The 26,565-nt window shown below is 65.0% G+C and carries 24 protein-coding genes; 21 read left to right on the forward strand and 3 right to left on the reverse strand.

What is annotated here, in order from left to right; all coding sequences use genetic code 11:
* Positions 1-8: 8 nt before the first annotated feature.
* Complete coding sequence (locus GM910_RS04520) at positions 9-1,223, reverse strand: winged helix-turn-helix domain-containing protein (RefSeq protein ID WP_159586327.1); 1,215 nt, start codon at positions 1,221-1,223, stop codon at positions 9-11.
* A gap of 382 nt (positions 1,224-1,605) precedes the next feature.
* Between GM910_RS04520 and GM910_RS04525 the strand changes: the two genes are divergently transcribed.
* The 21 genes from GM910_RS04525 to GM910_RS04625 all read left to right on the forward strand — a co-directional run bounded on the left by GM910_RS04525 (position 1,606) and on the right by GM910_RS04625 (position 23,862).
* On the forward strand, positions 1,606-1,971 hold the full coding sequence (locus tag GM910_RS04525) for an NADH-quinone oxidoreductase subunit A (RefSeq protein WP_159586328.1): 366 nt from the start codon (positions 1,606-1,608) through the stop codon (positions 1,969-1,971).
* Positions 1,962-2,534, forward strand: coding sequence for a NuoB/complex I 20 kDa subunit family protein (locus GM910_RS04530; protein WP_159586329.1), 573 nt, complete (start codon positions 1,962-1,964; stop codon positions 2,532-2,534). The genes GM910_RS04525 and GM910_RS04530 overlap by 10 nt, the downstream gene beginning before the upstream one ends.
* A gap of 9 nt (positions 2,535-2,543) precedes the next feature.
* Positions 2,544-3,146: an NADH-quinone oxidoreductase subunit C gene (locus GM910_RS04535; protein ID WP_159586330.1), complete on the forward strand. Its 603-nt coding sequence runs from the start codon at positions 2,544-2,546 to the stop codon at positions 3,144-3,146.
* Positions 3,147-3,170: 24 nt separating this feature from the next.
* Positions 3,171-4,361, forward strand: coding sequence for an NADH-quinone oxidoreductase subunit D (locus GM910_RS04540; protein WP_159586331.1), 1,191 nt, complete (start codon positions 3,171-3,173; stop codon positions 4,359-4,361).
* Positions 4,361-5,629, forward strand: a complete 1,269-nt coding sequence (locus GM910_RS04545; protein ID WP_159586332.1) for an NADH-quinone oxidoreductase subunit E — start codon at positions 4,361-4,363, stop codon at positions 5,627-5,629. The genes GM910_RS04540 and GM910_RS04545 overlap by 1 nt, the downstream gene beginning before the upstream one ends.
* Positions 5,630-5,639: 10 nt before the next feature.
* Positions 5,640-6,944 (forward strand): NADH-quinone oxidoreductase subunit NuoF, encoded by a 1,305-nt coding sequence (gene nuoF, locus GM910_RS04550; protein ID WP_159586333.1) that lies wholly within the window; start codon positions 5,640-5,642, stop codon positions 6,942-6,944.
* A gap of 45 nt (positions 6,945-6,989) precedes the next feature.
* Complete coding sequence (gene nuoG, locus GM910_RS04555) at positions 6,990-9,071, forward strand: NADH-quinone oxidoreductase subunit NuoG (protein ID WP_159586334.1); 2,082 nt, start codon at positions 6,990-6,992, stop codon at positions 9,069-9,071.
* A gap of 10 nt (positions 9,072-9,081) precedes the next feature.
* A complete protein-coding gene (gene nuoH / locus GM910_RS04560; protein ID WP_159586335.1) occupies positions 9,082-10,125 on the forward strand; it encodes an NADH-quinone oxidoreductase subunit NuoH in 1,044 nt (347 codons plus the stop codon).
* Between the two features lie 43 nt (positions 10,126-10,168).
* Positions 10,169-10,660 carry an NADH-quinone oxidoreductase subunit NuoI gene (nuoI, locus tag GM910_RS04565; RefSeq protein WP_159586336.1) on the forward strand — a complete coding sequence of 164 codons (492 nt, stop codon included), beginning with the start codon at positions 10,169-10,171 and terminating at the stop codon, positions 10,658-10,660.
* 221 nt (positions 10,661-10,881) lie between these two features.
* Positions 10,882-11,502, forward strand: a complete 621-nt coding sequence (locus GM910_RS04570) for an NADH-quinone oxidoreductase subunit J (RefSeq protein ID WP_159586337.1) — start codon at positions 10,882-10,884, stop codon at positions 11,500-11,502.
* Positions 11,503-11,504: 2 nt separating this feature from the next.
* A complete protein-coding gene (gene nuoK, locus GM910_RS04575) occupies positions 11,505-11,813 on the forward strand; it encodes an NADH-quinone oxidoreductase subunit NuoK (protein ID WP_159586338.1) in 309 nt (102 codons plus the stop codon).
* Between the two features lie 13 nt (positions 11,814-11,826).
* Positions 11,827-13,809 carry an NADH-quinone oxidoreductase subunit L gene (gene nuoL, locus GM910_RS04580; protein WP_159586339.1) on the forward strand — a complete coding sequence of 661 codons (1,983 nt, stop codon included), beginning with the start codon at positions 11,827-11,829 and terminating at the stop codon, positions 13,807-13,809.
* Positions 13,810-15,318, forward strand: coding sequence for an NADH-quinone oxidoreductase subunit M (locus tag GM910_RS04585; protein WP_159586340.1), 1,509 nt, complete (start codon positions 13,810-13,812; stop codon positions 15,316-15,318). It abuts the gene before it with no gap.
* Positions 15,319-15,333: 15 nt separating this feature from the next.
* On the forward strand, positions 15,334-16,770 hold the full coding sequence (gene nuoN / locus GM910_RS04590) for an NADH-quinone oxidoreductase subunit NuoN (protein WP_159586341.1): 1,437 nt from the start codon (positions 15,334-15,336) through the stop codon (positions 16,768-16,770).
* A gap of 3 nt (positions 16,771-16,773) precedes the next feature.
* On the forward strand, positions 16,774-17,592 hold the full coding sequence (locus GM910_RS04595; protein WP_159586342.1) for a biotin--[acetyl-CoA-carboxylase] ligase: 819 nt from the start codon (positions 16,774-16,776) through the stop codon (positions 17,590-17,592).
* Positions 17,593-17,673: 81 nt separating this feature from the next.
* Positions 17,674-19,281 carry a ribonuclease J gene (locus tag GM910_RS04600; protein ID WP_159586463.1) on the forward strand — a complete coding sequence of 536 codons (1,608 nt, stop codon included), beginning with the start codon at positions 17,674-17,676 and terminating at the stop codon, positions 19,279-19,281.
* Positions 19,282-19,293: 12 nt separating this feature from the next.
* Positions 19,294-19,698 (forward strand): methylmalonyl-CoA epimerase, encoded by a 405-nt coding sequence (gene mce, locus GM910_RS04605; RefSeq protein ID WP_159586343.1) that lies wholly within the window; start codon positions 19,294-19,296, stop codon positions 19,696-19,698.
* A 118-nt stretch (positions 19,699-19,816) separates the two neighbouring features.
* A complete protein-coding gene (locus tag GM910_RS04610) occupies positions 19,817-20,083 on the forward strand; it encodes a DUF1467 family protein (protein WP_159586344.1) in 267 nt (88 codons plus the stop codon).
* A gap of 455 nt (positions 20,084-20,538) precedes the next feature.
* Positions 20,539-21,867 carry a proline--tRNA ligase gene (proS, locus tag GM910_RS04615; protein ID WP_159586464.1) on the forward strand — a complete coding sequence of 443 codons (1,329 nt, stop codon included), beginning with the start codon at positions 20,539-20,541 and terminating at the stop codon, positions 21,865-21,867.
* Complete coding sequence (locus GM910_RS04620) at positions 21,864-23,159, forward strand: lipoprotein-releasing ABC transporter permease subunit (RefSeq protein WP_159586345.1); 1,296 nt, start codon at positions 21,864-21,866, stop codon at positions 23,157-23,159. The genes proS and GM910_RS04620 overlap by 4 nt, the downstream gene beginning before the upstream one ends.
* Positions 23,160-23,175: 16 nt before the next feature.
* Positions 23,176-23,862, forward strand: coding sequence for an ABC transporter ATP-binding protein (locus GM910_RS04625; protein WP_159586346.1), 687 nt, complete (start codon positions 23,176-23,178; stop codon positions 23,860-23,862).
* Positions 23,863-24,055: 193 nt separating this feature from the next.
* Here GM910_RS04625 and GM910_RS04630 read toward each other — a convergent pair whose 3' ends face one another.
* On the reverse strand, positions 24,056-24,406 hold the full coding sequence (locus GM910_RS04630) for a VOC family protein (RefSeq protein ID WP_159586347.1): 351 nt from the start codon (positions 24,404-24,406) through the stop codon (positions 24,056-24,058).
* A 395-nt stretch (positions 24,407-24,801) separates the two neighbouring features.
* Entirely contained in the window at positions 24,802-26,565 is a 1,764-nt protein-coding gene (gene ggt, locus GM910_RS04635) for a gamma-glutamyltransferase (RefSeq protein WP_159586348.1), read from the reverse strand.

Here is a 26,565-nt window from a genome sequence, read left to right on the forward strand (position 1 = left end):
CGTTCGCCCTACGCGGGCTGCTTCCGCGCATCCGCAAGCGCCGGCGCGAGGTCGCCGGCCGGGCATATCTCGACCTCGCCCAGTTCCAGCCACGAGGCCATTTCCTCAAGCGCCTGCCATAGTTCGCGGCCCGTCTCGGGCGGAGCGTTCGGTTCCCCGTGGGCCGCCTGCACCCGCAGCACCCCTTGCTGGCGGTCGGCCTTGAGGTCGACGCGGGCGACGATCTCCTCGCCCAAAAGGAAGGGGAAGACGTAATAGCCGTAGACCCGCTTTTCCGCCGGCGTGTAGATCTCGATCCGGTAGCGGAAATCGAACAGGCGCTCGGCCCGCGACCGCTCCCACACCAGCGGATCGAAAGGAGCGAGCAGGGCGCGCGCCCGCACCTTGCGCGGCAGGCGCGCCTCGCGGTGCATATAGGCCTGCCGCGTCCAACCCTTGACGTCGACCGGGATGAGTGTGCCGGCCTCAACGAGGTCTTCGATGCGCGGGTAGGTGTCGGCCGGCGGCAGGCGGAAATAGTCGCGCAGGTCGCTTGCCGTGGCGACGCCCAGCGCGCGGGCGGCGATCTCGATAAGGGCGCGCTGCGCGTCTTCCGGGGCGGGCGTCGGCGTGGCCAGGACGGCCGCAGGCAGAACCCGCTCGGGCAGATCGTAGAGCCGTTCGAAGCTGGGCTTGCGCGAGTGGGTGGTGATGCGGCCGGCCCAGAACAGCCATTCAAGGGCATGCTTGACCTCGCTCCACCCCCACCAGCCGCTGGTGCCCGTGTGCCCGTCGATATCGGAGGCGGTGAGCGGCCCGCGCGCCGTCACATCGGCCAGAACCTGGTCGACGAAATCGCGCCGCTCGCGCCCAAACTGGGCGAGCCGGCCGTAAATGCCCTGGCCCGCTTCCGCCCGCGCCATGCGCCAGCGCAAGAGCGGCTGCGTTTCCACAGGCAGGAGCGAGGCTTCGTGCGCCCAGTATTCGAAGAGGGCGCGCGGCCGGCGCGAGGAGGCCCGCTCGAGAATTCCGGTAGGGTAGGGCCCGAGTCGCGAGAAGAGCGGCATGTAGTGGGCGCGCGTGACGACGTTGACCGAGTCGATCTGAAAGAGGCCCGTGTGCCCGAGCACACGCGCCATGTGCCGCCGCTCGACCGCTCCGCCCGGCGGCCGGTCGCTGAAGCCCTGTGCCGCAAGGGCAATTCGCCGCACCTGCTTTTGCGTCAGCTTTTCTCTCGCCGCCATGCGCTTCCCGTCCCCGTGATTTTCGTGCAAAGCTAATGGCTTGCGGCGCGGCAGGCCACCCGTTTTGCCGCGTCGCGGCAAACGCTCCTGACAAAAAGTGCTGCTTTTGGGGGCGGCAACGGTTCAAGTGGGGCTCGAATGCACCTAAATCCGTCTGTGTCGCTGGCGTCGCGGGGTGGGCAGGCGGCTAGGGGCTTTGCCGGTGAAGGGCATCTGACGCCCCATTTTCGCCAAGGTTTGACTTGCGTCCCCTGACCGCCTGCGCTAACCCTCGCCGCGTTGCAACATGGGCTTTGCCGCGCTGCGGGTCGGTCATGCCGGCGGCTGTGCAACACGCCCCAGTACGGAGCCTCGCATCACGCGGGCAACGGAAAGTCGGACAATGAACGGTCTCTTGAGTTCATATCTACCCATCGTCATCTTCCTGGCCGTGGCGCTAGGCATCTGCGCGGCGCTGATCATCGCGCCCTTCCTGATCGCCTACCGCAACCCGGATCCGGAGAAGCTGTCGGCCTACGAGTGCGGCTTCAACGCTTTCGACGATGCGCGCATGAAGTTCGACGTGCGCTTTTATCTGGTCTCCATCCTCTTCATCATCTTCGATCTCGAGGTGGCATTCCTGTTTCCCTGGGCGGTCTCCTTCGGCGCCATCGGCTGGCTTGGTTTCTGGTCGATGATGGTGTTCCTGGGCGTGCTGACCATCGGCTTTATCTATGAGTGGAAGAAGGGAGCGCTGGAATGGGATTGAACGACACGCTCGTCGCGCCGAACCCTCGGGGCATCATCGATCCTAGGACAGGCAATCCGGTTGGAGAGAATGACGCCTTCTTCGGCGACGTCAACCAAGAGCTTTCCGACAAGGGCTTTCTCGTCACCTCGTCGGAGGCGCTGATCACCTGGGCGCGCACCGGCTCGCTCATGTGGATGACCTTCGGGCTTGCCTGCTGCGCGGTGGAGATGATGCACGTCTCCATGCCGCGCTACGACGCGGAGCGATTCGGGATCGCGCCTCGCGCCTCGCCGCGCCAGTCCGACGTGATGATCGTCGCCGGCACCTTGACCAACAAGATGGCGCCGGCGCTCAGGAAGGTCTACGACCAGATGCCGGAGCCGCGCTACGTCATCTCCATGGGCTCCTGCGCAAACGGCGGCGGCTATTATCACTATTCCTATTCGGTGGTGCGCGGCTGCGACCGCATCGTGCCGGTCGACATCTATGTGCCGGGCTGCCCGCCGACCGCCGAGGCGCTGCTCTACGGCATTCTTCTGTTGCAGAAGAAGATCCGCCGCACCGGCACCATCGAGCGGTAGGAGGGCCAAATGAGCGAAGCCCTGAAGGACCTTGCGGCCTACATCACCGAGAAGCTCGACGCGCAGATCCAGGACGCCATGGTCGCCTATGGCGAACTCACCCTGTTCGTGGAGGCGGGCGACATCATCGATGTCCTGAATTTCCTGAAGACGGACGTCCAGTGCCAGTTCTTCGCCTTCATCGACATCTCCGGCGTCGACTACCCGGCGCGCGAGAAGCGCTTCGAGATCGTCTATCACTTGCTTTCGCCGCGCCAGAACCAGCGCATCCGTGTGAAGGTGTCGACGGACGAGGACACGCCGGTGCCCTCGGTGGTCGAGGTGTTTCCGGCCGCCGACTGGTACGAGCGCGAGATCTACGACCTTTACGGCGTTCTCTTCACCGATCACCCGGACCTGCGCCGCATCCTCACCGACTATGGCTTCGAGGGGCATCCGCTCAGGAAGGACTTCCCGCTGACCGGCTTCGTGCAGGTGCGTTACGACGGCGATGCCAAGCGCGTGATCTACGAGCCCGTCGACCTGCGCCAGGAGTTCCGCAACTTCGATTTCCTGTCGCCGTGGGAAGGGACGGACTACGTCCTGCCAGGGGACGAGAAGGCGAAACAGTGATCAAGCTGGTTAGGAAGGTGTCGCGTGCCTGAGACCTCGGTCCGCAACTTCAACATCAACTTCGGCCCGCAACATCCGGCTGCGCATGGCGTCTTGCGTCTTGTGCTGGAGCTGGATGGCGAGGTGGTCGAGCGTGTCGATCCGCATATCGGGCTCTTGCACCGCGGCACCGAGAAGCTGATCGAGCACAAGACCTACCTGCAGGCCGTGCCTTATTTCGACCGGCTCGACTATGTGGCGCCGATGAACCAGGAGCACGCCTTCGCGCTTGCCGTGGAGCGGCTTTTGGGCATCGACGTGCCGATCCGCGGGCAGTTGATCCGCGTGCTCTACTCCGAGATCGGCCGCATCCTGAACCACCTTCTGAACGTCACCACGCAGGCCATGGACGTCGGCGCGCTCACGCCTCCTCTGTGGGGGTTCGAGGAGCGCGAGAAGCTGATGGTGTTCTACGAGCGCGCCTCCGGCTCGCGCATGCACGCGGCCTATTTCCGCCCCGGCGGCGTGCACCAGGACTTGCCGGAAAAGCTGGTGGAAGACATCGGCAAGTGGATCGATCCGTTCCTGAAGACGGTCGCCGACCTCGACGAGCTTCTGACCAACAACCGCATCTTCAAGCAGCGCAATGTCGATATCGGCGTCGTCAGCCTCGAAGATGCGTGGGCGTGGGGTTTCTCCGGCGTCATGGTGCGCGGTTCGGGCGCTGCCTGGGACCTGCGCAAGAGCCAGCCCTACGAGTGCTATCCCGAGATGGAGTTCGACATCCCGGTGGGCAAGAACGGCGACAATTACGACCGCTATCTCCTGCGCATGGAGGAGATGCGCCAGTCGGCCCGCATCATGCGGCAATGCGTGGAGCGGCTGCTTGGCACAGAGCGCGCCGGGCCGGTGTCGAACGAGGACGGCAAGGTCGTGCCGCCCAAGCGCGGCGCCATGAAGCGCTCCATGGAAGCCCTCATCCACCACTTCAAGCTCTACACGGAAGGCTATCACGTGCCGGCCGGCGAGGTGTATGCGGCGGTGGAGGCTCCCAAGGGCGAGTTCGGCGTCTATCTGGTCTCCGACGGCACCAACATGCCCTATCGCTGCAAGCTCAGGGCGCCCGGTTTCGCCCACCTCCAGGCGATGGACTTCATGTGTCGCGGCCACCTTCTTGCCGATATCGCCGCCGTGCTCGGCTCCCTCGACATCGTGTTTGGTGAGGTAGACAGATAATGTCAGTGCGCCGTCTCGCAGACGAAGCCGTCCAACCGCAGGGCTTCGCCTTTACCAGGGCGAACGAGGCCTGGGCGAAGCAGACGATCAAGAAGTATCCGAAGGGGCGTGAGCACTCGGCGGTGATCCCGCTGCTGATGCGCGCCCAGGAGCAGGACGGCTGGGTTACGCGGGCGGCGGTCGAATATGTCGCCCGGATGCTCGACATGCCCTTGATCCGTGTCCTGGAGGTGGCGACCTTCTATACCCAGTTCCAGCTGGCGCCGGTCGGCACGCGGGCGCATGTGCAGGTGTGCGGTACCACGCCCTGCATGCTGAGGGGTGCGGGCGAGCTGATCGAGACCTGCAAGAAGAAGATCCACCCCGAGCCCTTGCACACGAATGAGGCAGGCACGCTTTCCTGGGAAGAGGTGGAGTGCCAGGGCGCCTGCGTGAACGCGCCCATGATCATGATCTTCAAGGACACCTACGAGGACCTGACGCCGGAGCGGCTGGAGGAGATCATCGACGCCTTCGAGGCGGGCAAAGGGGATACCGTCACGCCGGGACCGCAGGTCGACCGCTTCACCTCGGCGCCGGCCTCCGGCTTCACCAGCCTCACCGACGAGAGCGCGATCATCAAGTTCCCGCAGCGGGGCCGGCGGGGGACGAAGCGGCAGAACCCCGGCCCGGAGACGGCGCATCTGCCGCCGTCGCGCGCCGCCAAGCCGCAGACCGAGGCCTGGGAGACTTCGGCCGCCGTCGAATCGCCGTCGCCCGTGAAGGTGCGGGGCAAAGACGAGAAGGCGACGAGCGTTAAGGCGCCAAAGCCCGATGCGGTTCAAGCCAACCATGTGGCCGAGGAGGTGGAGCTTTCCTCGCGCACCCGCCGCCACAGCGAGCAACGGAAGACCGAGGCGCCGGCGCTGCGCTCGCCGGCGCTGAGGAAGGCGAAGGCCGCGGGCGGGACCGAGCCCGGGCCCGAATCGCCGCCGAAGCGCGCTGCCGACGAAAAGAACAGGCCGCAAGGCATCCGCCGCCCCGCCAAGCCCGACGACCTGAAGATGATCTCCGGCGTGGGGCCGAAGATCGAAGGAATTCTCAACGATCTCGGCATCTACACCTACGAACAGGTCGCCGCGTGGAAGAAGGCCGAGCGCGCGTGGGTGGACGGTTATCTGCGCTTCAAGGGCCGCATCGAGCGCGAGGACTGGGTGAAGCAGGCCAAGGCGCTGGCCAAGGGCGGTGTCGCCGAATATGAGCGCGTCTTCGGCAAGAAGCCGCGGTGAGGAGAGTGTGATGCTTCAAGACAAGGACCGCATCTTCACCAATATCTACGGCCACTTCGACCGCTCGTTGAAGGGCGCCCAGGCGCGCGGCCACTGGGACGGCACCAAGGCCCTCCTAGAGAAGGGCCGCGACTGGATCGTCAACGAGATGAAGGCCTCCGGCCTGCGCGGACGCGGCGGCGCCGGCTTCCCGACCGGGCTCAAATGGTCCTTCATGCCGAAGGAAGAGGGCGACCGGCCGCATTATCTCGTCGTCAACGCCGACGAATCCGAGCCCGGCACCTGCAAGGACCGCGACATCATGCGCCATGACCCGCACACGCTGGTCGAGGGTTGCCTGGTCGCCGGCTTCGCCATGGGCGCGCATACGGCCTATATCTACGTGCGCGGCGAGTTCATCCGCGAGCGCGAGGCCCTGCAGACGGCGATCGACGAGGCTTACGAGGCGGGCCTCCTCGGCAAGAACAACAAGAACGGCTGGGACTTCGACATCATCGTCCATCACGGCGCCGGCGCCTATATCTGCGGCGAGGAGACGGCGCTCCTGGAAAGCCTGGAGGGCAAGAAGGGGCAGCCGCGCCTGAAGCCGCCTTTCCCGGCCAATGTCGGTCTCTATGGCTGCCCGACCACCGTCAACAACGTCGAATCCATCGCCGTGGCACCGACCATCCTGCGCCGCGGGGCGGCATGGTTCTCCTCCTTCGGACGCGACAACAACAAGGGCACGAAGCTCTTCTGCATCTCCGGGCACGTCGAGAACCCGTGCACGGTGGAAGAGGAGATGTCGATCCCCTTCCGCGAGCTGATCGAGCGCCATTGCGGCGGCGTGCGCGGCGGCTGGGACAATCTGCTGGCCGTCATCCCCGGCGGCTCCTCTGTGCCGCTGGTGCCGGCCAACCAGATCATCGACGCGCCGATGGACTTCGATTCGCTGCGCGACCTGAAGTCCGGCCTCGGCACGGCGGCCGTCATCGTCATGGACAAGTCCACCGATATCGTGAAGGCCATCGCCCGGCTCGCCTATTTCTACAAGCACGAGAGCTGCGGCCAGTGCACGCCGTGCCGCGAGGGCACGGGCTGGATGTGGCGCGTCATGGAGCGGCTGGTGCGCGGCGAGGCGAAGAAGCACGAGATCGACATGCTGCTCGATGTGACGAAGCAGGTGGAAGGCCACACGATCTGCGCGCTTGGGGATGCCGCCGCCTGGCCGATCCAGGGCCTGATCAGGCATTTCCGCCCGGAGATCGAGCGGCGCATAGACGAATTCACCCGCAATGCCCACCGCGCCGAGCCGGCGCTGGTGGCGGCGGAGTAGGAAAAGATTTTGCTTGAAAGAGCAAACAGTTAGCGGACGGCGATAATGGCGAAGTTGAAAGTCGACGGCACGGAGATCGAGGTTCCCGATTACTACACGCTGCTGCAGGCCGCCGAGGAGGCGGGCGCCGAGATCCCGCGCTTCTGCTTCCATGAGCGGCTGTCGGTCGCCGGCAACTGCCGCATGTGCCTGATCGAGGTGAAGGGCGGGCCGCCCAAGCCGGCCGCCTCCTGCGCGATGGGCGTGCGCGACCTACGCCCCGGCCCCAACGGGGAGGCGCCGGAGATCTTCACCAACACGCCGATGGTGAAGAAGGCACGCGAGGGCGTGATGGAGTTCCTGCTCATCAACCACCCGCTCGACTGCCCGATCTGCGACCAGGGCGGCGAGTGCGACCTGCAGGACCAGGCAATGGCCTTCGGTGTCGATTCCTCGCGCTACCACGAGAACAAGCGTGCGGTGGAAGACAAGTATATCGGCCCGCTGGTCAAGACGATCATGACGCGCTGCATCCACTGCACGCGCTGCGTCCGCTTCACCACGGAGGTCGCCGGCATCTCCGAGCTCGGCGCCACGGGCCGCGGCGAGGACATGGAGATCACCACCTATCTCGAACAGGCGATGACGTCGGAGCTTCAGGGCAATGTCATCGACCTGTGCCCGGTGGGCGCGCTGACCTCGAAGCCCTATGCCTTCCAGGCGCGGCCCTGGGAGCTTTCCAAGACCCAGTCCATCGACGTGATGGACGCCGTCGGCTCGGCCATCCGCGTCGATGCGCGCGGCCGCGAGGTCATGCGCATCCTGCCGCTTAACAATGACGCGGTGAACGAGGAGTGGATCTCCGACAAGACCCGCTTCGTCTGGGACGGTCTGCGCACGCAGCGCCTCGACCGGCCCTATGTGCGCAAGGGCAAGCGCCTCGAGCCCGCCACCTGGAGCGAGGCCTTCGAGGCCGTTGCCAGGGCGGTCGGCAAGGCCGCGCCGGAGAAGATCGGCGCCATCGCCGGCGATCTGGCGGGCGTCGAGGAGATGTACGCGCTGAAGAAGCTCGTGCAGTCGCTGGGCTCGTCCAACCACGACTGCCGCCAGGACGGCGCAGCGCTCGATCCGGCGCTCGGCCGCGCCGGCTACATCTTCAACCCGACCATCGAGGGCATCGAGGAGGCCGATGCGCTCCTGATCGTCGGCGCCAACCCGCGCTTCGAGGCGGCGGTCCTGAACGCCCGTATCCGCAAGCGCTGGCGCATGGGCGCCTTCCCGATCGGCGTGATCGGCGAAGGCGGCGACCTGCGCTACGACTATGAGCACCTTGGCGCCGGACCCGAGACGCTGGCCGAGCTTGCCGGCGGCAAGGGCAAATTCCTGTCGGTTCTGAAGAAAGCCAAGCGCCCGATGATCATCGTCGGCCAGGGCGCGCTCGCCCGCTCGGATGGTCGCGCCGTGCTCGGCCAGGCGGCGAAGCTCGCCGAGGCCGTGGGCGCGGTCAAGGCCGACTGGAACGGCTTTGCCGTGCTGCACACGGCGGCTGCCCGCGTCGGCGGGCTCGATGTCGGCTTCGTGCCGGGCGAGGGCGGCAAGGACGTCGCCGGCATGATGGGCGCCATGGACGTGCTTTTCCTCCTGGGCGCCGACGAGATCGATATGGGACAAATCGGCGACGCCTTCACCGTTTATATCGGCACCCACGGCGACGCCGGCGCGCACCGCGCCGACGTCATCCTGCCGGGCGCCACCTATGCGGAGAAGTCGGCCACCTACGTGAACACGGAAGGCCGCGTGCAAATGACCAACCGCGCCGGCTTCGCGCCGGGCGATGCGAAGGAGGATTGGGCCATTCTGCGGGCGCTGTCGGACGTGCTCGGCCACAAGCTGCCCTTCGATTCGCTGGCCGCGCTGCGCGCCAGGCTCTATGAGGAGCATCCGCATATGGCGGCAATCGACGGTATCGAGGCCGGCAGGCCGGCCGAGGTCGCCGCCCTTGCCAAGCTGGGTGGCCGGCTTACGAAGGCACCGTTCGCCTCTGCGGTGAAGGACTTCTACCTGACCAACCCCATCGCGCGCTCTTCGGCCGTCATGGCCGAGTGCTCCGCGCTTGCGCGCGGCGAACTGAAACAGGCGGCCGAGTAGAGACGAGACCATGGAAACCTTCTTCACAATCTATGTGCTTCCGGGTCTCGTGATCCTCCTGCAGTCGGTCGTCCTGATCGTCGCGCTGCTGATCTTCGTGGCCTACATTCTCTACGCGGACCGCAAGATATGGGCCGCAGTGCAGCTTCGCCGCGGCCCGAACGTGGTCGGCCCCTGGGGCCTCTTCCAGGCCTTCGCGGATCTGTTCAAATTCGTCTTCAAGGAGCCGGTCATCCCGTCCGGCGCCAACAAGGGCGTCTTCCTCCTGGCGCCGGTGGTGGCTGCCGTGTTGGCGATTGCCGCATGGGCGGTGATCCCGATCAACGAGGGCTGGGCGATCGCCGACATCAATGTCGGTATCCTCTTCGTCTTCGCCATCGCCTCGCTGGAGGTCTACGGCGTCATCATGGGCGGCTGGGCCTCGAACTCGAAATACCCGTTCCTGGGCGCCCTGCGCTCGGCCGCGCAGATGGTTTCCTACGAGGTCTCCATCGGCTTCGTCATCGTCACCGTGCTTTTGGCCGTCGGCTCGCTCAACCTCACGGACATCGTCCTGTCTCAGCGTGACGGGATCGGCACCATGGTGGGCCTGCCGAACACCTTCCTGGACTGGCACTGGCTGGCGCTGTTCCCGATGTTCATCGTCTTCTTCATCTCGGCGCTGGCCGAGACGAACCGCCCGCCTTTCGACCTTGTGGAGGCCGAATCCGAGCTCGTCGCCGGCCACATGATCGAGTACTCCTCGACACCGTTCCTGCTGTTCTTCCTCGGCGAATATGTCGCCATCGTCCTGATGTGCGCGCTCACCACCATCCTCTTCCTCGGCGGATGGCTGCCGCCCTTCGACTTCGCACCGTTCACCTGGGTGCCGGGCGTCTTCTGGTTCGTGCTCAAGGTGGCGATGGTTTTCTTCATGTTCGCCCTCGTAAAATCCTTCGTGCCGCGTTACCGCTACGACCAGCTCATGCGGCTCGGCTGGAAGGTGTTCCTGCCGATCTCGCTCTTCATGGTGGCGGCGACGGCGGCGTTCCTCAAATTCACGGGCCTGGCATGAGACGCTTCATGACGGTCCAGTCCACCCTTGCCGGAGAATGACGATGTCACTTCTCACTCAAGCCGCAAAAAGCCTCCTGTTGAAGGAATTCGTCGGCGCCGTCATCCTGTCGATGCGCCAGTTCTTCGCGCCGAAATACACGATCAATTATCCGCACGAGAAGGGGCCGATCTCCCCGCGCTTCCGCGGCGAGCACGCGTTGCGCCGCTACCCCAACGGCGAGGAGCGCTGCATTGCCTGCAAGCTGTGCGAGGCCATCTGCCCGGCGCAGGCGATCACCATCGAGGCGGGCCCGCGCCGCAACGACGGCACGCGGCGCGCCGTGCGCTACGACATCGACATGGTGAAGTGCATCTACTGCGGCTTCTGCCAGGAGGCATGCCCTGTCGACGCCATCGTCGAGGGGCCGAATTTCGAGTTCGCGACGGAGACGCGCGAGGAACTCTACTACGACAAGGAGAAGCTCCTGGCCAACGGCGACCGGTGGGAGCGCGAACTGGCGCGCAACATCGCGTTGGACGCGCCGTACCGGTGAGGGGTCGAAGAGTGGACGAGGGCGGGGCGCTCGTCTAGAGCAATTCCAGGAAAAGTGGGAACCGGTTTTCCGTCCGGAATTGCAACAAACAACGAGTTAGACCAGTTCATCGATTCCATGAAACGATGAACTCGTCTAAGAGCAAACGGCTTGTCGGCAACCCGGCGGGCGAAAACCAGCCGGGGCGGCAGTCTCGGCCAAGGCAAATATCGAGGGAATCGATGCTGACAGGACTCGGGGCGATATTCTTCTACCTGTTCGCCTTCATCGCGGTCGCGGCGGCCTTCATGGTCATTTCCGCGCGCAACCCCGTTCACTCGGTTCTCTACCTGATCGTCACCTTCTTCAACGCGGCGGCGCTCTTCCTGCTGACGGGCGCCGAGTTCCTGGCGATGATCATGCTCATCGTCTATGTCGGCGCGGTCGCCGTGCTCTTCCTGTTCGTCGTCATGATGCTCGACGTCGATTTCGCGGAATTGAAGCAGGGCGCCCTGCAATACGCGCCTATCGGCGCCACGGTGGGCATCATCCTCGCCGTCGAACTGGTGGTGGTGCTCGGCGGCTACGTCTTCACGCCGGAGATCGCGGCCGAGATCGCCAAGCCGGCCCCGGCAATCGCCGAGCGGCAGAACACGGCGGCCTTGGGCGACATTCTCTACACGGACTACATCTTCTTCTTCCAGATCGCCGGCCTCGTGCTTCTGGTCGCCATGATCGGCGCCATCGTCTTGACGCTGCGTCACAAGGAGAATGTGAAGCGCCAGAGCATTCCCGCCCAGGTCGCGCGGGATCCGGCGACGGCCATCGAAATCCGCAACGTGGAAACGGGCGAAGGGATCTGACGATGGAAGTCGGCATCGCGCACTATCTGACGGTTTCGGCCATCCTGTTCACGCTCGGCGTGTTCGGCATCTTCCTGAACCGCAAGAACGTCATCATCATCCTGATGTCCGTCGAGCTCATCCTGCTTGCCGTCAACCTCAACTTCATCGCCTTCTCGGCGGTGCTGGGGGATCTGGTCGGCCAGGTCTTCGCGCTCTTCGTTCTCACAGTCGCCGCGGCCGAGGCCGCGATCGGCCTTGCCATCTTGGTGGTCTTCTTCCGTAACCGCGGCTCCATCGCGGTGGAAGATATCAACATGATGAAGGGCTGAAGAGGGGACCTTCATGTATCAAGCGATCGTTTTCCTTCCGCTTGCGGGCTTCCTGATTGCTGGGCTCTTCGGCCGCTCGATCGGCGCCAAGGGGGCGGAATATATCACTTCCGGCCTCTTGGTGATCTCCGCGCTCCTTTCCTGGATCGCCTTCTTCACCTTCGCCCTTGGCGATGGCGAGGCTTTCACCGTTCCCATGCTGCGCTTCATCTCCTCGGGCGCGCTCGACGTCGACTGGGCGCTGAGGATCGATACGCTGACGGTGGTGATGCTGGTCGTCGTCAACACGGTCTCCTCGCTGGTGCACATCTATTCCATCGGCTACATGCACCACGACCCGCACCGGCCGCGTTTCTTCGCCTATCTGTCGCTTTTCACCTTCGCCATGCTGGCGCTGGTGACGGCGGACAATTTGGTGCAGATGTTCTTCGGCTGGGAGGGCGTCGGTCTCGCCTCCTATCTCCTGATCGGCTTCTGGTACAAGAAGCCCTCGGCCAACGCCGCGGCAATAAAGGCCTTCATCGTCAACCGTGTCGGCGACTTCGGCTTCGCGCTCGGCATCTTCGGCGTCTTCGTGCTGTTCGGCTCGATCAATCTCGACACCATCTTCGCCAACGCCGCCACCTTCCTGCCCGCCGAGGGCGAGGCCGGCGAGCCGGTGCTCAATTTCCTCGGCTACGCACTCACCAACCAGGCCGCGTTGACCGTCGTCTGCCTGCTTCTGTTCCTTGGCGCCATGGGCAAGTCCGCGCAGGTGCCGCTGCACACCTGGCTGCCCGACGCCATGGAGGGTCCGACGCCCGTCTCCGCCCTCATCCATGCCGCAACCATGGTGACGGCCGGCGTCTTCATGGTGGCCAGGCTTTCGCCGCTTTTCGAATTGTCCTCGACGGCGCTCGCGGTGGTGACGGCGGTTGGCGCCTTCACCGCCTTCTTCGCCGCCACCGTCGGCCTGGTGCAGAACGACATCAAGCGCGTCATCGCCTATTCCACCTGCTCGCAGCTCGGCTACATGTTCGTGGCGCTCGGCACCGGCTTCTATAGCGCCGCCATCTTCCACCTGTTCACCCACGCCTTCTTCAAGGCGCTTCTGTTCCTGGGCGCCGGCTCCGTCATTCACGCCGTTTCCGACGAGCAGGACATGCGCAAGATGGGTGGGCTGCGCAGGCTGATCCCGCAGACCTACTGGATGATGATCGCCGGCACGCTGGCGCTGACGGGCGTCGGCATCCCCGGCACCATCATCGGTACTGCCGGCTTCTTCTCCAAGGACGCCATCATCGAGGGCTCCTTCGTTGCGCACAACGCGGTGGCGCCCATCGCTTTCGGGCTTCTGGTCGTCGCCGCGATCTTCACCAGCTTCTATTCCTGGCGTCTCATTTTCATGACCTTCCACGGCAAGCCGCGCGCTTCCGCCGACGTCATGCACCACGTGCATGAATCGCCCCTGGTCATGCTGGTGCCGCTGTTCCTGCTGGCCGCCGGCGCGGTCTTCGCCGGCGTCGTCTTCGAAGGCTTCTTCGTCGGCGACGAATACGACCACTTCTGGAAAGGCGCGCTCTTCACGCTGCCCGGGAATGAGATCCTGGAGGAGTTCCACCACGTGCCGCTGTGGGTGAAGCTGTCGCCGTTCGCCGCCATGCTGCTCGGCCTCTTCGTCGCCTGGCAGTTCTACATCCGCTCGCCGGGAAGCCCCAAGGAGCTCGCCAAGCGGCAGCGCGTGCTCTACGCCTTCCTGCTCAACAAGTGGTACTTCGACGAGATCTACGACTTCCTCTTCGTGAACCCGGCGAAGCGCCTCGGCACCTTCCTGTGGAAGAGGGGCGACGGCTGGCTGATCGACGGCTTCGGCCCCGACGGCATCTCCGCCCGCGTCATCGACGTCACCAACCGCGTGGTCAAGATGCAGACCGGGTACCTATACCACTATGCCTTTGCGATGCTGATCGGCGTCGCCGCCCTCGTGACCTGGATGATGCTCGGGAGTTCCTTCTAAATGACCGACTGGCCTATTCTTTCCACGGTCACCTTCCTGCCGCTCGTCGGCGCCTTCCTCATCCTGATGATCCGGGATGACGGGGCGGGCGCGCGCCGCAACATCCGCAACGTTGCGCTGCTGACGACCGTCTTCACCTTCATCCTGTCGCTGTTCGTGTGGATCGGCTTCGATCCCTCGGTGCCGGGCTTCCAGATGGTGGAGAAGCGGGAGTGGCTGGATGCCGGCATCTCCTACCACATGGGCGTCGACGGCATCTCGGTGCTCTTCGTCATTCTGACGACCTTCCTGATGCCGTTCTGCATCCTGGCGAGCTGGGAATCGATCGATACCCGCGTCAAGGAATACATGATCGCGTTTCTGATCCTGGAAACGCTGATGATCGGCGTTTTCTGCGCCCTCGACATCGTCTTGTTCTACGTCTTCTTCGAGGGCGGCCTCATCCCGATGTTCATCATCATCGGCGTGTGGGGCGGCAAGCGCCGCGTCTATGCGAGCTTCAAGTTCTTCCTCTACACGCTTCTGGGCTCGGTGCTCATGCTGCTCGCCATCATGGCCATGTTCTGGCAGTCGGGCACGAGCGACATCCCGACGCTGCTCACCCACGTCTTCCCGGCCAATATGCAGTATTGGCTATGGGTCGCCTTCTTCGCCTCCTTTGCGGTGAAGATGCCCATGTGGCCGGTGCACACGTGGCTGCCGGACGCCCATGTGGAAGCGCCGACGGCGGGCTCGGTCATCCTGGCCGGCATTCTCCTGAAGATGGGCGGCTATGGCTTCCTGCGCTTCTCGGTGCCCATGTTTCCCGTCGCCTCCATGGACCTTGCGCCCTTCATCTTCGCGCTCTCCATCATCGCCATCATCTACACCTCGCTGGTGGCGATGATGCAGGCCGACATGAAGAAGCTGATCGCCTATTCCTCCGTTGCCCATATGGGCTTCGTCACCATGGGCATCTTCGCGCTCAATCAGCAGGGCGTGCAGGGTGCCATCTTCCAGATGATCAGCCATGGCCTGGTCTCCGGGGCGCTGTTCCTGTGCGTCGGCGTCATCTACGACCGCATGCACACGCGCGAGATCGCCGCCTATGGCGGGCTCGTCAACAACATGCCGAAATACGCGGTCGCCTTCATGGTCTTCACCATGGCCAATGTGGGGCTGCCGGGCACCAGCGGCTTTGTCGGCGAGTTCCTCACCCTGCTTGCGGCTTTCCAGGTCAACACCTGGGTCGCCTTCTTCGCCACCACCGGCGTCGTCCTGTCGGCGGCCTATGCGCTGTGGCTCTATCGCCGCGTCATCTTCGGCGCGCTGACCAAGGAGAGTCTGAAGGGCCTTGCCGACCTGTCGCTGCGTGAAAAGACGATCCTTTATCCTCTCGTTGCCCTCGTCATCTTCTTCGGCGTCTATCCGGCGCCGCTGCTCGATGCCACGGCGACATCGGTGGAAGCGCTGCTCAACCAGGTGAGCGTGTCCTTCGACATGGCCCAGTCCGGCGCTGCATCCAATTGAACGGGAACACCTCGCATGACGTTTGATCTGACCTCGAGCCTGATCCTTTCCGTTCCCGAACTGGCGCTGGCGCTGGGCGCCATGGCGCTCCTGATGGTCGGCGTCTTCTCCGGCGAGCGGGCAAATACCACCGTCACCGGCCTTTCCGTCGCGCTGCTGCTGGCGGCGATCGCCTGGATCATCGTCTTCCCGGCCTATGGCGAGGCCTTCGAGGGCGCCTTCGTCAACGATCCCTTCGCCCGCTTCATGAAGCTCCTGACGCTGGTGGGAGCGGCGGTGACGCTCATCATGTCCGTGGGCTTCGCCAAAGCCGAGAAGTTCGACAAGTTCGAATACCCGGTCCTCATCATGCTCTCCACGCTGGGCATGATGCTGATGATCTCGGCCAACGATATGCTCTCGCTCTATCTCGGGCTGGAACTGCAGTCGCTGGCTCTCTACGTCGTCGCTGCCATCAACCGCGACAGCGTGCGGGCGACGGAGGCGGGGCTGAAATATTTCGTCCTTGGCGCGCTCTCCTCCGGCATGCTGCTCTACGGCATCACGCTGATCTACGGCTTCACGGGCAACACCGGCTTCGAGGCGATCGCTGCGGCCCTTTCGGGCGGCGAGCGCCAGCTCGGGCTGGTCTTCGGCCTCGTCTTCGTGCTGGCGGGTCTTGCCTTCAAGATCTCGGCGGTGCCCTTCCACATGTGGACGCCGGACGTCTATGAGGGCGCCCCCACGCCCGTCACCGCCTTCTTCGCCGCCGCCCCCAAGATGGCGGCCATGGCGCTTCTCGTGCGCGTGGTGATGGGCGCCTTCGAGCCGATCGCCTTCGACTGGCAGCAGATCATCGTCTTCATCTCCATCGCCTCGATGCTGCTTGGCGCCTTCGCCGCCATCGGCCAGCGCAACATCAAGCGGCTGATGGCCTATTCCTCGATCGGCCATATGGGCTACGCGCTGGTGGGCCTTTCGGCGAACTCGCCGGAGGGCGTGCGCGGCGTCGTCATCTACATGCTGATCTATCTGGCGATGACGCTCGGCACCTTCGCCTTCATCCTGGCCATGCGGCGCAACGAGACCAATGTCGAGCAGATCGACGATCTGGCGGGTCTTTCGGCCACCAACCCGATGATGGCCACCATCATGACCATCCTCATGTTCTCGCTGGCCGGCATCCCGCCGCTCGCCGGTTTCTGGGCCAAGTGGTACGTGTTCCTGGCCGCCATCAATGCCGAGCTCTACTGGCTCGCCGTCATCGGCGTGCTGGCTTCGGTGGTGGGCGCCTACTATTACCTGCGCATCATCAAGGTGATGTGGTTCGACGAGCCCGTCGGCGCCTTCCAGCCGATGGCGGGCGAACTGCGCTTCGTGCTCGGGCTCTCCGGCGCCTTCGTGCTGTTCTACGTGTTTTTCGGCGGCCCCGTCGGGCGTCTGGCGGAAGCCGCGGCGTTGACGTTCTTCTGATCGATGTTCGCGCTCGCGCCTTCGGCCCTTGCTGCCGGCTATCGGCTGGAAGCGCATGAAAGCGTCGGTTCCACCAATGCGCTGGCGCTCGAACGGGCGCGCGAGGGCGAGCAGAACAAGCTCTGGGTCGTAGCGACACAGCAGACGGGCGGCCGCGGCAGGCGAGGGCGCCCGTGGGCGACGCCGCCGGGAAACCTCGCCGCCACCCTCATGATCACCGAAGCGCGGGACGCGGCAACCGCCGCCACCCTCGGCTTCGTTGCCGGGCTGGCGCTGGGCGATGCGCTTGCCGCCGTGGTGCCCACCGCGAAGGTGAACCTCGGTGTGGACGGTGGACACGCCGGCCGCGACCGCTTCGAGCTGAAATGGCCGAACGACGTTCTGGCGGACGGGGCGAAGCTGGCGGGGATTCTCCTGGAGTCCTCGATGATCGAAGGCGATCGCCTGGCGCTGGCCATCGGCATCGGCGTCAACGTGGTCTCATACCCCGAGGACGTTCCCTATCCCGCGACATCGCTTTTGAGGCTCGGTGCCAGGGCGGATGCGGGAGAATTATTCCTGGCGCTTTCCGATGCCTGGGTCGACAATATGCGCCTGTGGAACGGCGGGCGTGGCCTGGCGGCTATCCGCGAGCGGTGGCTGAAGCGCGCTGCGGGCCTCGGCGGCGCGGTCTCCGTGCGCGTCGACGGGCGGGTCGTGCGGGGTATCTTCGAAACAATCGACGAAGCATGCCGGTTCGTTATCCGCGAGGACGACGGTTCGCGCCTGCGGATCGCCGCCGGCGATGTCCATTTCGGCGCGGTGGCGTCAGCGCGCGCGTAACGAAAGAACAAGGAAGTAGACGTGGCATCGGAAAAAGCAGAACTGGTGTTTTGCCCGCTCGGCGGGGTTGGCGAAATCGGCATGAATTTCGCGCTCTACGGCTATGGCCCGCGCCAGAAGCGCACGTGGATCATCGTCGATTGCGGCGTCACCTTTCCGGGGCCGGATCTGCCGGGCGTCGACCTCGTTTTACCCGATATCCGCTTCATCGAAGGTGAGGTGGAGAACCTTGCCGGTATCGTCATCACCCATGCCCACGAGGACCACTACGGTGCGCTTCTCGATCTCTGGCCGCGCCTCAAGGTCGATGTGTATATGACGCCGTTCACCGCCGGCCTGCTGGAGGCCAAGCGCGCCGGTGAGCAGAACGCGCCGGACATCCCCGTGACGATCTTCAAGGCCGGCGAGACCTTTACCGTCGGCCCCTTTTCCATCGAGGCGGTCGAGGTCACCCATTCCATTCCCGAGCCCGTGTCGCTCGCCATCACCAGCCCCGCGGGCACCGTCATTCACACCGGCGACTGGAAGCTCGACCCCGCGCCCGCGCTCGGGCCCAAGACGGACGAAGCCCGCTTCCGCGCGCTCGGCAAGGCCGGCGTCCTGGCGCTCATCTGCGATTCCACCAACGCCATGCGCGAGGGTGAATCCCCGTCCGAGGAGGCGGTGGGCGAGGGGATCAGGGAGGTGATCGAGAAGGCGAGCGGCCGTGTCGCCGTCACCACCTTCTCCTCCAATGTCGGGCGCATCCGCTCCGTCGCCGAGGCCGCGCGGGACACCGGACGGCAGGTGCTCGTGCTCGGCCGCTCGCTGCAGCGCGTTATCGAGGTGGCGGACGAGCTCGGCTACCTCGAAGGCCTGCCGCCGTTCCTTCCTGAAGAGGATTTCGGCTATATCCCGCGCGAGAACGCCGTTATCCTGTGCACAGGAAGCCAGGGCGAGCCGCGCGCCGCGCTTGCCAAGCTGGCGCGTGACGAGATGCGCAACGTGGCGCTGTCGCCGGGCGACACGGTGGTCTTTTCCTCGCGCACCATCCCCGGCAACGAGAAGGCGATCCTGGCGATCAAGAACCAGCTCATCGAGCAGGGGGTCAAGGTGATCGAGGACAAGGATGCGCTCGTCCACGTCTCCGGGCATCCGCGCCGCAGCGAGCTCAAGCAAATGTACGATTGGGTGAAGCCGCGGATCCTCGTGCCGGTCCACGGCGAGGCGGCGCATCTCGTCGCCCACGGCGCGTTGGGCGCCATGTCCGGTATCCCCGAGGTGGCGCAGGTGAGGAACGGCGACATGCTGCGGCTGGCGCCGGGTGCCGCGGAGATAATCGACCAGGTGCCCTTCGGCCGCATCTTCAAGGAAGGCAAGATTATCGGCACCGATGAGGAGGTGGGCGTCCGCGAAAGGCGCAAGCTCTCCTTCGCCGGCCATGTCGCCGTCAACGTCGTGCTCGACGATCGTTACGATCTCGCGGGCGATCCGGATCTGGTCGCCCTCGGCGTGGCGGAAGTGGATGCGCGCGGCGAGCCGCTGGAGGAGATCATGCTGGAGGCTACCGTCGGCGCCGTCTCCAGCATCCCGCGCCAGCGCCGCAAGGACCTCGACCTGGTGGCCGAATCTGTGCGCCGGGCCGTCCGCGCCGCCGCCAACGACGCCTGGGGCAAGAAGCCGATCGTGACCGTCTTCGTGACCCAGTAGAGGAGGAGGCGGGTGCTCGGCAGGCTCAACCACGTGGCGATCGCAGTGCCCGACCTGACCGCCGCCGCGGCGGTCTACCGGGATACGCTGGGCGCGCGGGTCTCCGCGCCGCAACCCTTGCCCGAGCATGGCGTGACGGTGGTCTTCATCGATCTCGGCAACACCAAGGTGGAGCTTTTGGAGCCGCTCGGCGAGAATTCTCCCATTGCCGGCTTCCTGGAAAGGAACCCGGCCGGCGGCATGCACCACATCTGCTACGAGGTGGACGACATCCTCGCCGCCCGCGACCGCCTGTTGGCGGAGGGCGCGCGCGTCCTGGGCGACGGCGAGCCGAAGATCGGCGCCCACGGCAAGCCGGTGCTGTTCCTCCACCCGAAGGATTTTTTCGGCACGCTGGTCGAACTCGAAGAGGTGTGACGGCACGCCGCGCCGCCGGCATTTTAAAATCGCCGCCCGAACGGCTATTTTCGGTCTGCTGGCAGGCCGGGCTGGAAGCGCCCGGCATCCGCGCCGTGCCCGCAACGGAGACACCCGAATGACCTGGATATCGCTCGCCGCCGTTTTCTTCATCGTCTGGTGGGTGATGCTGTTCGTCTCGCTGCCGGTCGGCCTGCGCACCCAGGACGACGAGAACAATGTCGTTCTCGGCACGACCTCGAGTGCCCCGCGCGGCCCCCATATGCTGCGGGCGGTCGTCCGCGCGACCCTTTTGACGGCAGCCGTCGTCGCAGTCTTCTACGTCGTCACGCGCGTGCTGGGCTATTCCTTCGACGATATCCCGCGCATCGTGCCGGACTTCTAAGGAGCATCGGACTTCTGGGGAGGCCAGGATTTCTGGGGAGGCCAGGACTTCTGGGGAGGGAAGCGGGCGTATGCCCCCAAAAAAAATGCAAGGCACCAGGCCTTGCAACTAAACGCGTCCGATCCGTTTCCGTTTCGTTAAACGGCGGCTGCGATTGCCCGCGCCAGGACCGTATCCTCCCAAGACTTTTGACCGCGTAATGAGATGCGGATTAAGCTTCCGCTCTCTTATTTTGTGATGGGTACATTAGACTAAGTTTCGACGCAATGTCACGAAAAATTTTGCGTTACCACAGCCCAGTTACCACTTTAGCCTTCTCGTTCGCCGGCTGGTCACGCAGAGGGCGGGGGAGGTGGGGTAAGCGCCGGGTTTTCAACCCGTCATGAAATAGCTAAGAAGCCTGACGATATCTCTGGCGGGGATGATTCCGCCCCCTCATGCTCACGGACCGGTTCATGCGACTGTCGCGCTACTTCCTGCCCATCCTGAAGGAGAATCCCCGCGAGGCGGAAATCGTCTCGCACCGGCTGATGCTGCGCGCCGGCATGATCCGCCAGCAGGCCGCCGGCAGCTTCTCCTGGCTGCCCTTGGGCAAGCGCGTCCTCGACAAGGTGTGCCGGGTCGTCCGCGAGGAGCAGGACCGTGCCGGCGCGCACGAAATCCTGATGCCCACCATCCAGTCGGCGGACCTTTGGATGGAGAGCGGCCGCTACGACGACTACGGCAAGGAGATGCTGCGCATCACCGACCGGCACGAGCGCAAGATGCTCTACGGCCCCACCAACGAAGAGATGGTGACGGACATCTTCCGCGCCTACGTGAAGTCCTACAAGGACCTGCCGCTGAACCTCTACCACATCCAGTGGAAGTTCCGAGACGAGGTGCGCCCGCGCTTCGGCGTCATGCGCTCGCGCGAGTTCCTGATGAAGGACGCCTACACCTTCGACCTGGATTTTGAAGGCGCCAAGGCGGCTTACAACCGCATGTTCGTCGCCTACCTGAGAACGTTCGCGCGCCTCGGGCTGCAGGCCATTCCCATGCGCGCGGAGACGGGCCCCATCGGCGGCGACTTGAGCCACGAATTCATCATCCTCGCCACAACGGGTGAGAGCGAGGTGTTCTGCCACAAGGACTTCCTCGGCCTTTCCGTGCCGGGGGAGAATGTGGATTTCGCCGACGACGCCGAGATCGCCGGCATCGTCTCCGAATGGACCGCGCCCTATGCGGCGACGGACGACATGCACGACGAGGCGGCCTGGGCCGACGTGCCGGAGGACAAGCGGCTTTCCGCGCGCGGCATCGAGGTGGGCCATATCTTCCACTTCGGCACCAAATATTCCAAACCCATGAAGGCCAGCGTTACGGGGCCGGACGGGCAGGAGCATTTCGTCTCCATGGGCTCCTACGGCATCGGGCCGAGCCGGCTCGCGGCCGCCATCATCGAGGCGAGCCACGACGACAACGGCATCATCTGGCCGGAAAGTGTCGCGCCCTTCGACATGGCGCTCGTCAACATGAAGGTGGGCGATACGGCGTGCGACCGCGTTTGCGAGGAACTCTATGCCGGGCTGACGGCGGCTGGCCGGGATGTGCTCTACGACGACACCGACCAGCGCGCCGGCGCCAAATTCGCCACCGCCGATCTGATCGGCCTGCCCTGGCAGATCGTCGTCGGCCCGCGCGGCGTGGCTGGCGGCGAGGTGGAAGTGAAAAACCGCGCCACCGGTGAACGCGAGGCGATGCCGGTTGCATCGGTGGCTGACAGGTTCGGCGCCAGCGCATGAGCGCGACCGCGGAAGCCAGCGTCAACGCCAACGCAGAGGCCGGGCCCTTCTCGCGGTTCGAACGTCTCGTCGCCTGGCGCTATCTGCGTTCGCGGCGCAAGGAGGCGGTGGTTTCCGTCATCGCCTCCATCTCCTTCATCGGCATCATGCTGGGCGTGGCCACCCTGATTGTCGTCATGGCGGTGATGAACGGTTTCCGCGCCGAGCTGCTCACCCGCATCCTCGGCGTCAACGGCCACCTGATCGTGCAGCCGGTCGATTTGCCGCTCGACGATTACGAAGCCGTTGCCGGGCGCATTGCTGAAGTGCCGGGCGTCAAGCTCGCCGTCCCGTTGGTGGAGGGGCAGGTGTTGGCGAGCGGGCGCAGCGGCCAGGGCACCGGCGCCCTCATCCGCGGCGTGCGCGCCGAGGACCTCACCGAGATGGACCTCGTGTCAGAGCACATCCGCCACGGCTCGCTGATCGATTTCGCCGCCGGGGAGGGGGTGGCGGTCGGCTCGCGCCTCGCCCAGACGCTGGGCATTGCGCTTGGCGATCCCATTACGCTGGTCTCGCCGGAAGGCGACGTCACGCCCTTCGGCACGACGCCGCGCGTCAAGTCCTATCCGGTGACGGCGATCTTCGAGATCGGCATGTCGGAATACGATGCCTCCCTCGTTTATATGCCCATCGAGGAAGCACAGCTCTACCTGAACGTGGAGGGCCTGGCGCGGATCATCGAAGTCTTCGTCGACGACCCCGACAACGTGGACGCGCTGCGGCCGCTGGTCGAGGAAGCGGCCCAGCGCCCGGTCTCCATCAGCGATTGGCGCCAGCGCAACCAAACCTTCTTCTCCGCGCTCGAGGTGGAGCGCAACGTCATGTTCATGATCCTGACGATGATCGTGCTGGTGGCGGCCTTGAACATCATTTCCGGCATGATCATGCTGGTGAAGGACAAGGGGCACGACATCGCCATCCTGCGCACCATGGGGGCGACCAGCGGTGCCATCATGCGCATCTTCCTGATGGCGGGGGCGGCGATCGGTGTCGCCGGCACGATCGCCGGCTTCATCCTCGGCACGTTGCTTTGCCTCAACGTGGAATCGATCCGCCTGTTCTTCTCCTGGCTGTCCGGCACGACGATTTTCGATCCGGAAGTCTATTTCCTCAGCCAACTGCCGGCCGACATGGAGACGGGCGAGACGTTTTCCGTGGTGCTGATGGCGCTATTGCTGTCCTTCCTCGCCACGCTCTTTCCCGCCTGGCGCGCCTCGCGCCTCGATCCCGTCGAAGCCCTGAGATACGAATAGTTCGAGATAGGAATAGATGGCCGACAGCGTGCTGGAACTCAAAGCAGTCGAACACCGATATGTGCAGGGGCCGAAGGAACTGACCATCCTCAGCGGCGCCGATTTCACGCTGACGCCCGGCGAGATGGTGGCGCTGGTGGCGCCGTCCGGCACGGGGAAGTCGACGCTCCTGCATATCGCCGGCCTCTTGGAGCATCCCGACGGCGGCGACGTCGTCGTCAACGGCCAGTCCTGCGCCGGCCTTTCGGACGACAGGCGCACGGCGATCCGCCGCAGCGAGATCGGCTTCGTCTACCAGTTCCACCACCTCCTGCCGGAATTTTCCGCTCGGGAAAACGTGATGATGCCGCAGCTCATCGCCGGCCTCCAACCGGCCGAAGCGATGGAACGGGCGGACCAGCTTCTCGCCTATATGAAGATCGGCGATCGCGCCACCCACCGGCCGGCCGAGCTTTCCGGCGGTGAGCAGCAGCGCGTGGCCATCGCCCGCGCCGTCGCCAACGCGCCGCTCGTTCTTCTGGCCGACGAACCGACGGGGAACCTCGATCCGACGACGGCGGGCTACGTGTTCGAGGCGCTGGAGGCGCTGGTGCGCCAGTCCGGCCTCGCCGCCCTGATCGCCACGCACAACGAAGGCCTCGCCGCCCGCATGGACCGCCGCGTGACGCTTTCGGAAGGCAAGGTGGTGGACATGCCGGCATAGAGCAATTCCAGGAAAAGTGGAAACCGGGTTTCCGTTCGGAATTGCGTAAAATCAAAAGGTTAGATCATTTCATCGTTTCCGTGAAACGGTGAAATGATCTAGGCGCCGGTGTCCGCTAGCGCATAGGCCCGAAAACCGGAATCGGCTTTCGGAAGGCACGATGCGCAGCTTCAACAATCCACAGCGTCCCGCCTCAGGCATGGATGAGGATGTTGACGAGCCTGCCGAACGGGTCGCGCACGAAAAACCGCCGCACGCCCCAGGGCTCGTCCGCCGGCCCGTATTCCACCGCAAATCCCGCCTTCCTCACGCGCTCCAGCGCCGCCTCCAGATCGTCCACCTCGATGGAAAGGTCGGGCACGGGCGTTCCCGAGCCGCCCTCGACGGCGAAGCTGACCTGGGTACGCGCCTCTTCGCGCGTACCGTAGGTGACGATCCAGCCATGATCCATGAGCACGTCGAGGCCCAGCACGTCTCCATAGAAGCGCTGCGCTGCCGCGACGTCCTCGGTGCCGATGTTGGCGACAATCCGTTTGACCTTCACCCGTTCGACCTCCGCGCCCGCGTCTTTGCCGCTCCGTGCCTGTCTTCGGGCGCCCGGTTCATCCCGAGCGTCCCGCTCCCTTATACTCCAGACCCTCCGTCCCCGGCCACGGGACGCCCTTTTTACCCGCCGTTAACGCTCCCGGCCGGCTCCGCCGCAGATATCGGCAACCTCGTTGACATGAACATAACTAGAACATATAAGGATCATATCAAGATCATTTGGCGCTTATCCACAGGAGAGTCCCATGGCCGATCTCATTCAGGATGTTGCTTCGCTGGTTGCCGTCAGCTCCTTCATCGTCGTCGTCGCCACCTGGATCGGTGCGCTGTAGATGCAGAAAGGAAAGGGCCGCGGAGGCGGCCCTTTCGGAGTGCTAAGGACCGGCCCTGGCCTCAGTCGCCTATAGCCACGCCTTCGCGCCGTGGGTCGGCGCCGCCTTCCAGTCCTTCGGGCGTGAATGCGACGCCGTGGAGGCCGGAGGTGAGGTCCGTGATGTCGACCTCGAAGCCGAGCGCTTCAAGCTCGTCGGCGAAGGTTTCGGCAGGCGTGCCGGCTTCCACGGCGTAGGTGCCGAAGCGGTTGGTCAGGTGCGGCAGGGAGATCGCCTGCTGCATGTCCATGTCCCAGTCGATGAGCGCGATGATCGCGTTGGCGACATAAGGAATGATGTTCGAGCCTCCGGGCGATCCGAGCGCAAAGGCGGGTTCTCCGTCTTCGAGGATGATCGTCGGTGCCATGGAGGAGCGTGGGCGCTTGCCCGGTTCCACCCGGTTGGCCACCGCCTCGCCGTCGCTGTCGGGCGCGAAGGAGAAGTCGGTGAGTTCGTTGTTGAGCAGGAATCCCGCCGCCATCTGCCGCGAGCCGAAGCCGTTCTCGATGGTGGTGGTGATGGAGGCGATGTTGCCGTCTTCGTCGACGATGACGAAATGCGAGGTGGACGGGCGCTCGGGCTCGAGGCCGGGAAGCCTGAGTTCGGCCTTGTCCCAGGGCGGCGAGCCGGCCTCGACCTCGTCTTCGGCAAGCGCCGTCGGCCGGCGCAGAAGTGCGGCGCGGCTCTCCAGATAGTCCTGGTTCAAAAGCCCCTTCGGCATGGAGACGAAGTCGCTGTCGGCCATGTAGAGCCCGCGGTCGGCAAAGGCGAGGCGCGTGGCATCGCCGATGATGCGCCAGCTTTCCGGGTCGTCCGGCCCGAGCGCCGCAAGGTCGAAATGCGAGACCATGCCGAGGATCTGCCCCACGGTCAGAGCGCCGGAGGAGGGCGGTCCCATGCCGCAGACCTCGTAGCCGCGATAGGGCGCGCAGACGGCCGGCCGCTCCTTCACCTCGTAGGCCGCCAGGTCTTCGAGGCTGAGGAGACCCGGATTGGTCGGGTGGTCCTGCACTGCGGCGACGATCTTCTCGGCGATCTCGCCGGTATAGAAGGCCTCGGAGCCGCCCTCCGCGATCGCCCGCAGCGTCTCCGCATATTCCGGGTTCTTGAGCTGCGTGCCCTCGGCGAGCGGTTCGCCGTCCGCGTCATAGAAATAAGCCCGCGCCGCTTCCTCCTGGTCGAGCTTGCCCCGGTCGTTGGCGATCAGCGTGTGAAGCCGCGACGAAACGGCGAAGCCCTCCTCGGCCACTTCGATGGCCGGCGTCAGGAGGTTCGCCCAGTCGAGCTTCCCATAGCGCTCGTGCACTGTCTCCATCAGCCGCACCGTACCCGGCGTTCCCACCGAGCGGCCGCCGATGACGGCGTCGAAGAAGGCGAGCGGCTCGCCCTCCTCGTCGAGGAAAAGGTCGGGCGAGGCGGCCATGGGTGCGGTCTCGCGGCCGTCGAAGGTGGTGATCTCGCCGCTTTCCCCATCGTACCAGACGAGGAACGCACCGCCGCCGAGGCCGGAGGATTGCGGCTCGACGAGGCCGAGCACGGTCTGCACGGCCACCAGCGCGTCCGCCGCGCTTCCGCCCTGCCGCAGCACCTCGAGCCCGGCCTCCGCGGCAAGCGGGTTGGCCGCCGCCACCATCTGCCGGCGCGCCGGGACGACCGTCCTTTCCTCGCTGCCGCTGGCGATCTCCGGCGCCAGCGTATCGGCTGCCTGCTGGGCCGCGGCGGGCAGGCCGAGCGCCAGCCCCACACCCAGCGCCAGCGCGCCGACGGTCAATCCCTTCTCCTGCAT

The organism is Chelativorans xinjiangensis (assembly GCF_009812055.1).
GTDB classification, from domain to species: Bacteria; Pseudomonadota; Alphaproteobacteria; order Rhizobiales; family Rhizobiaceae; genus Chelativorans; species Chelativorans xinjiangense.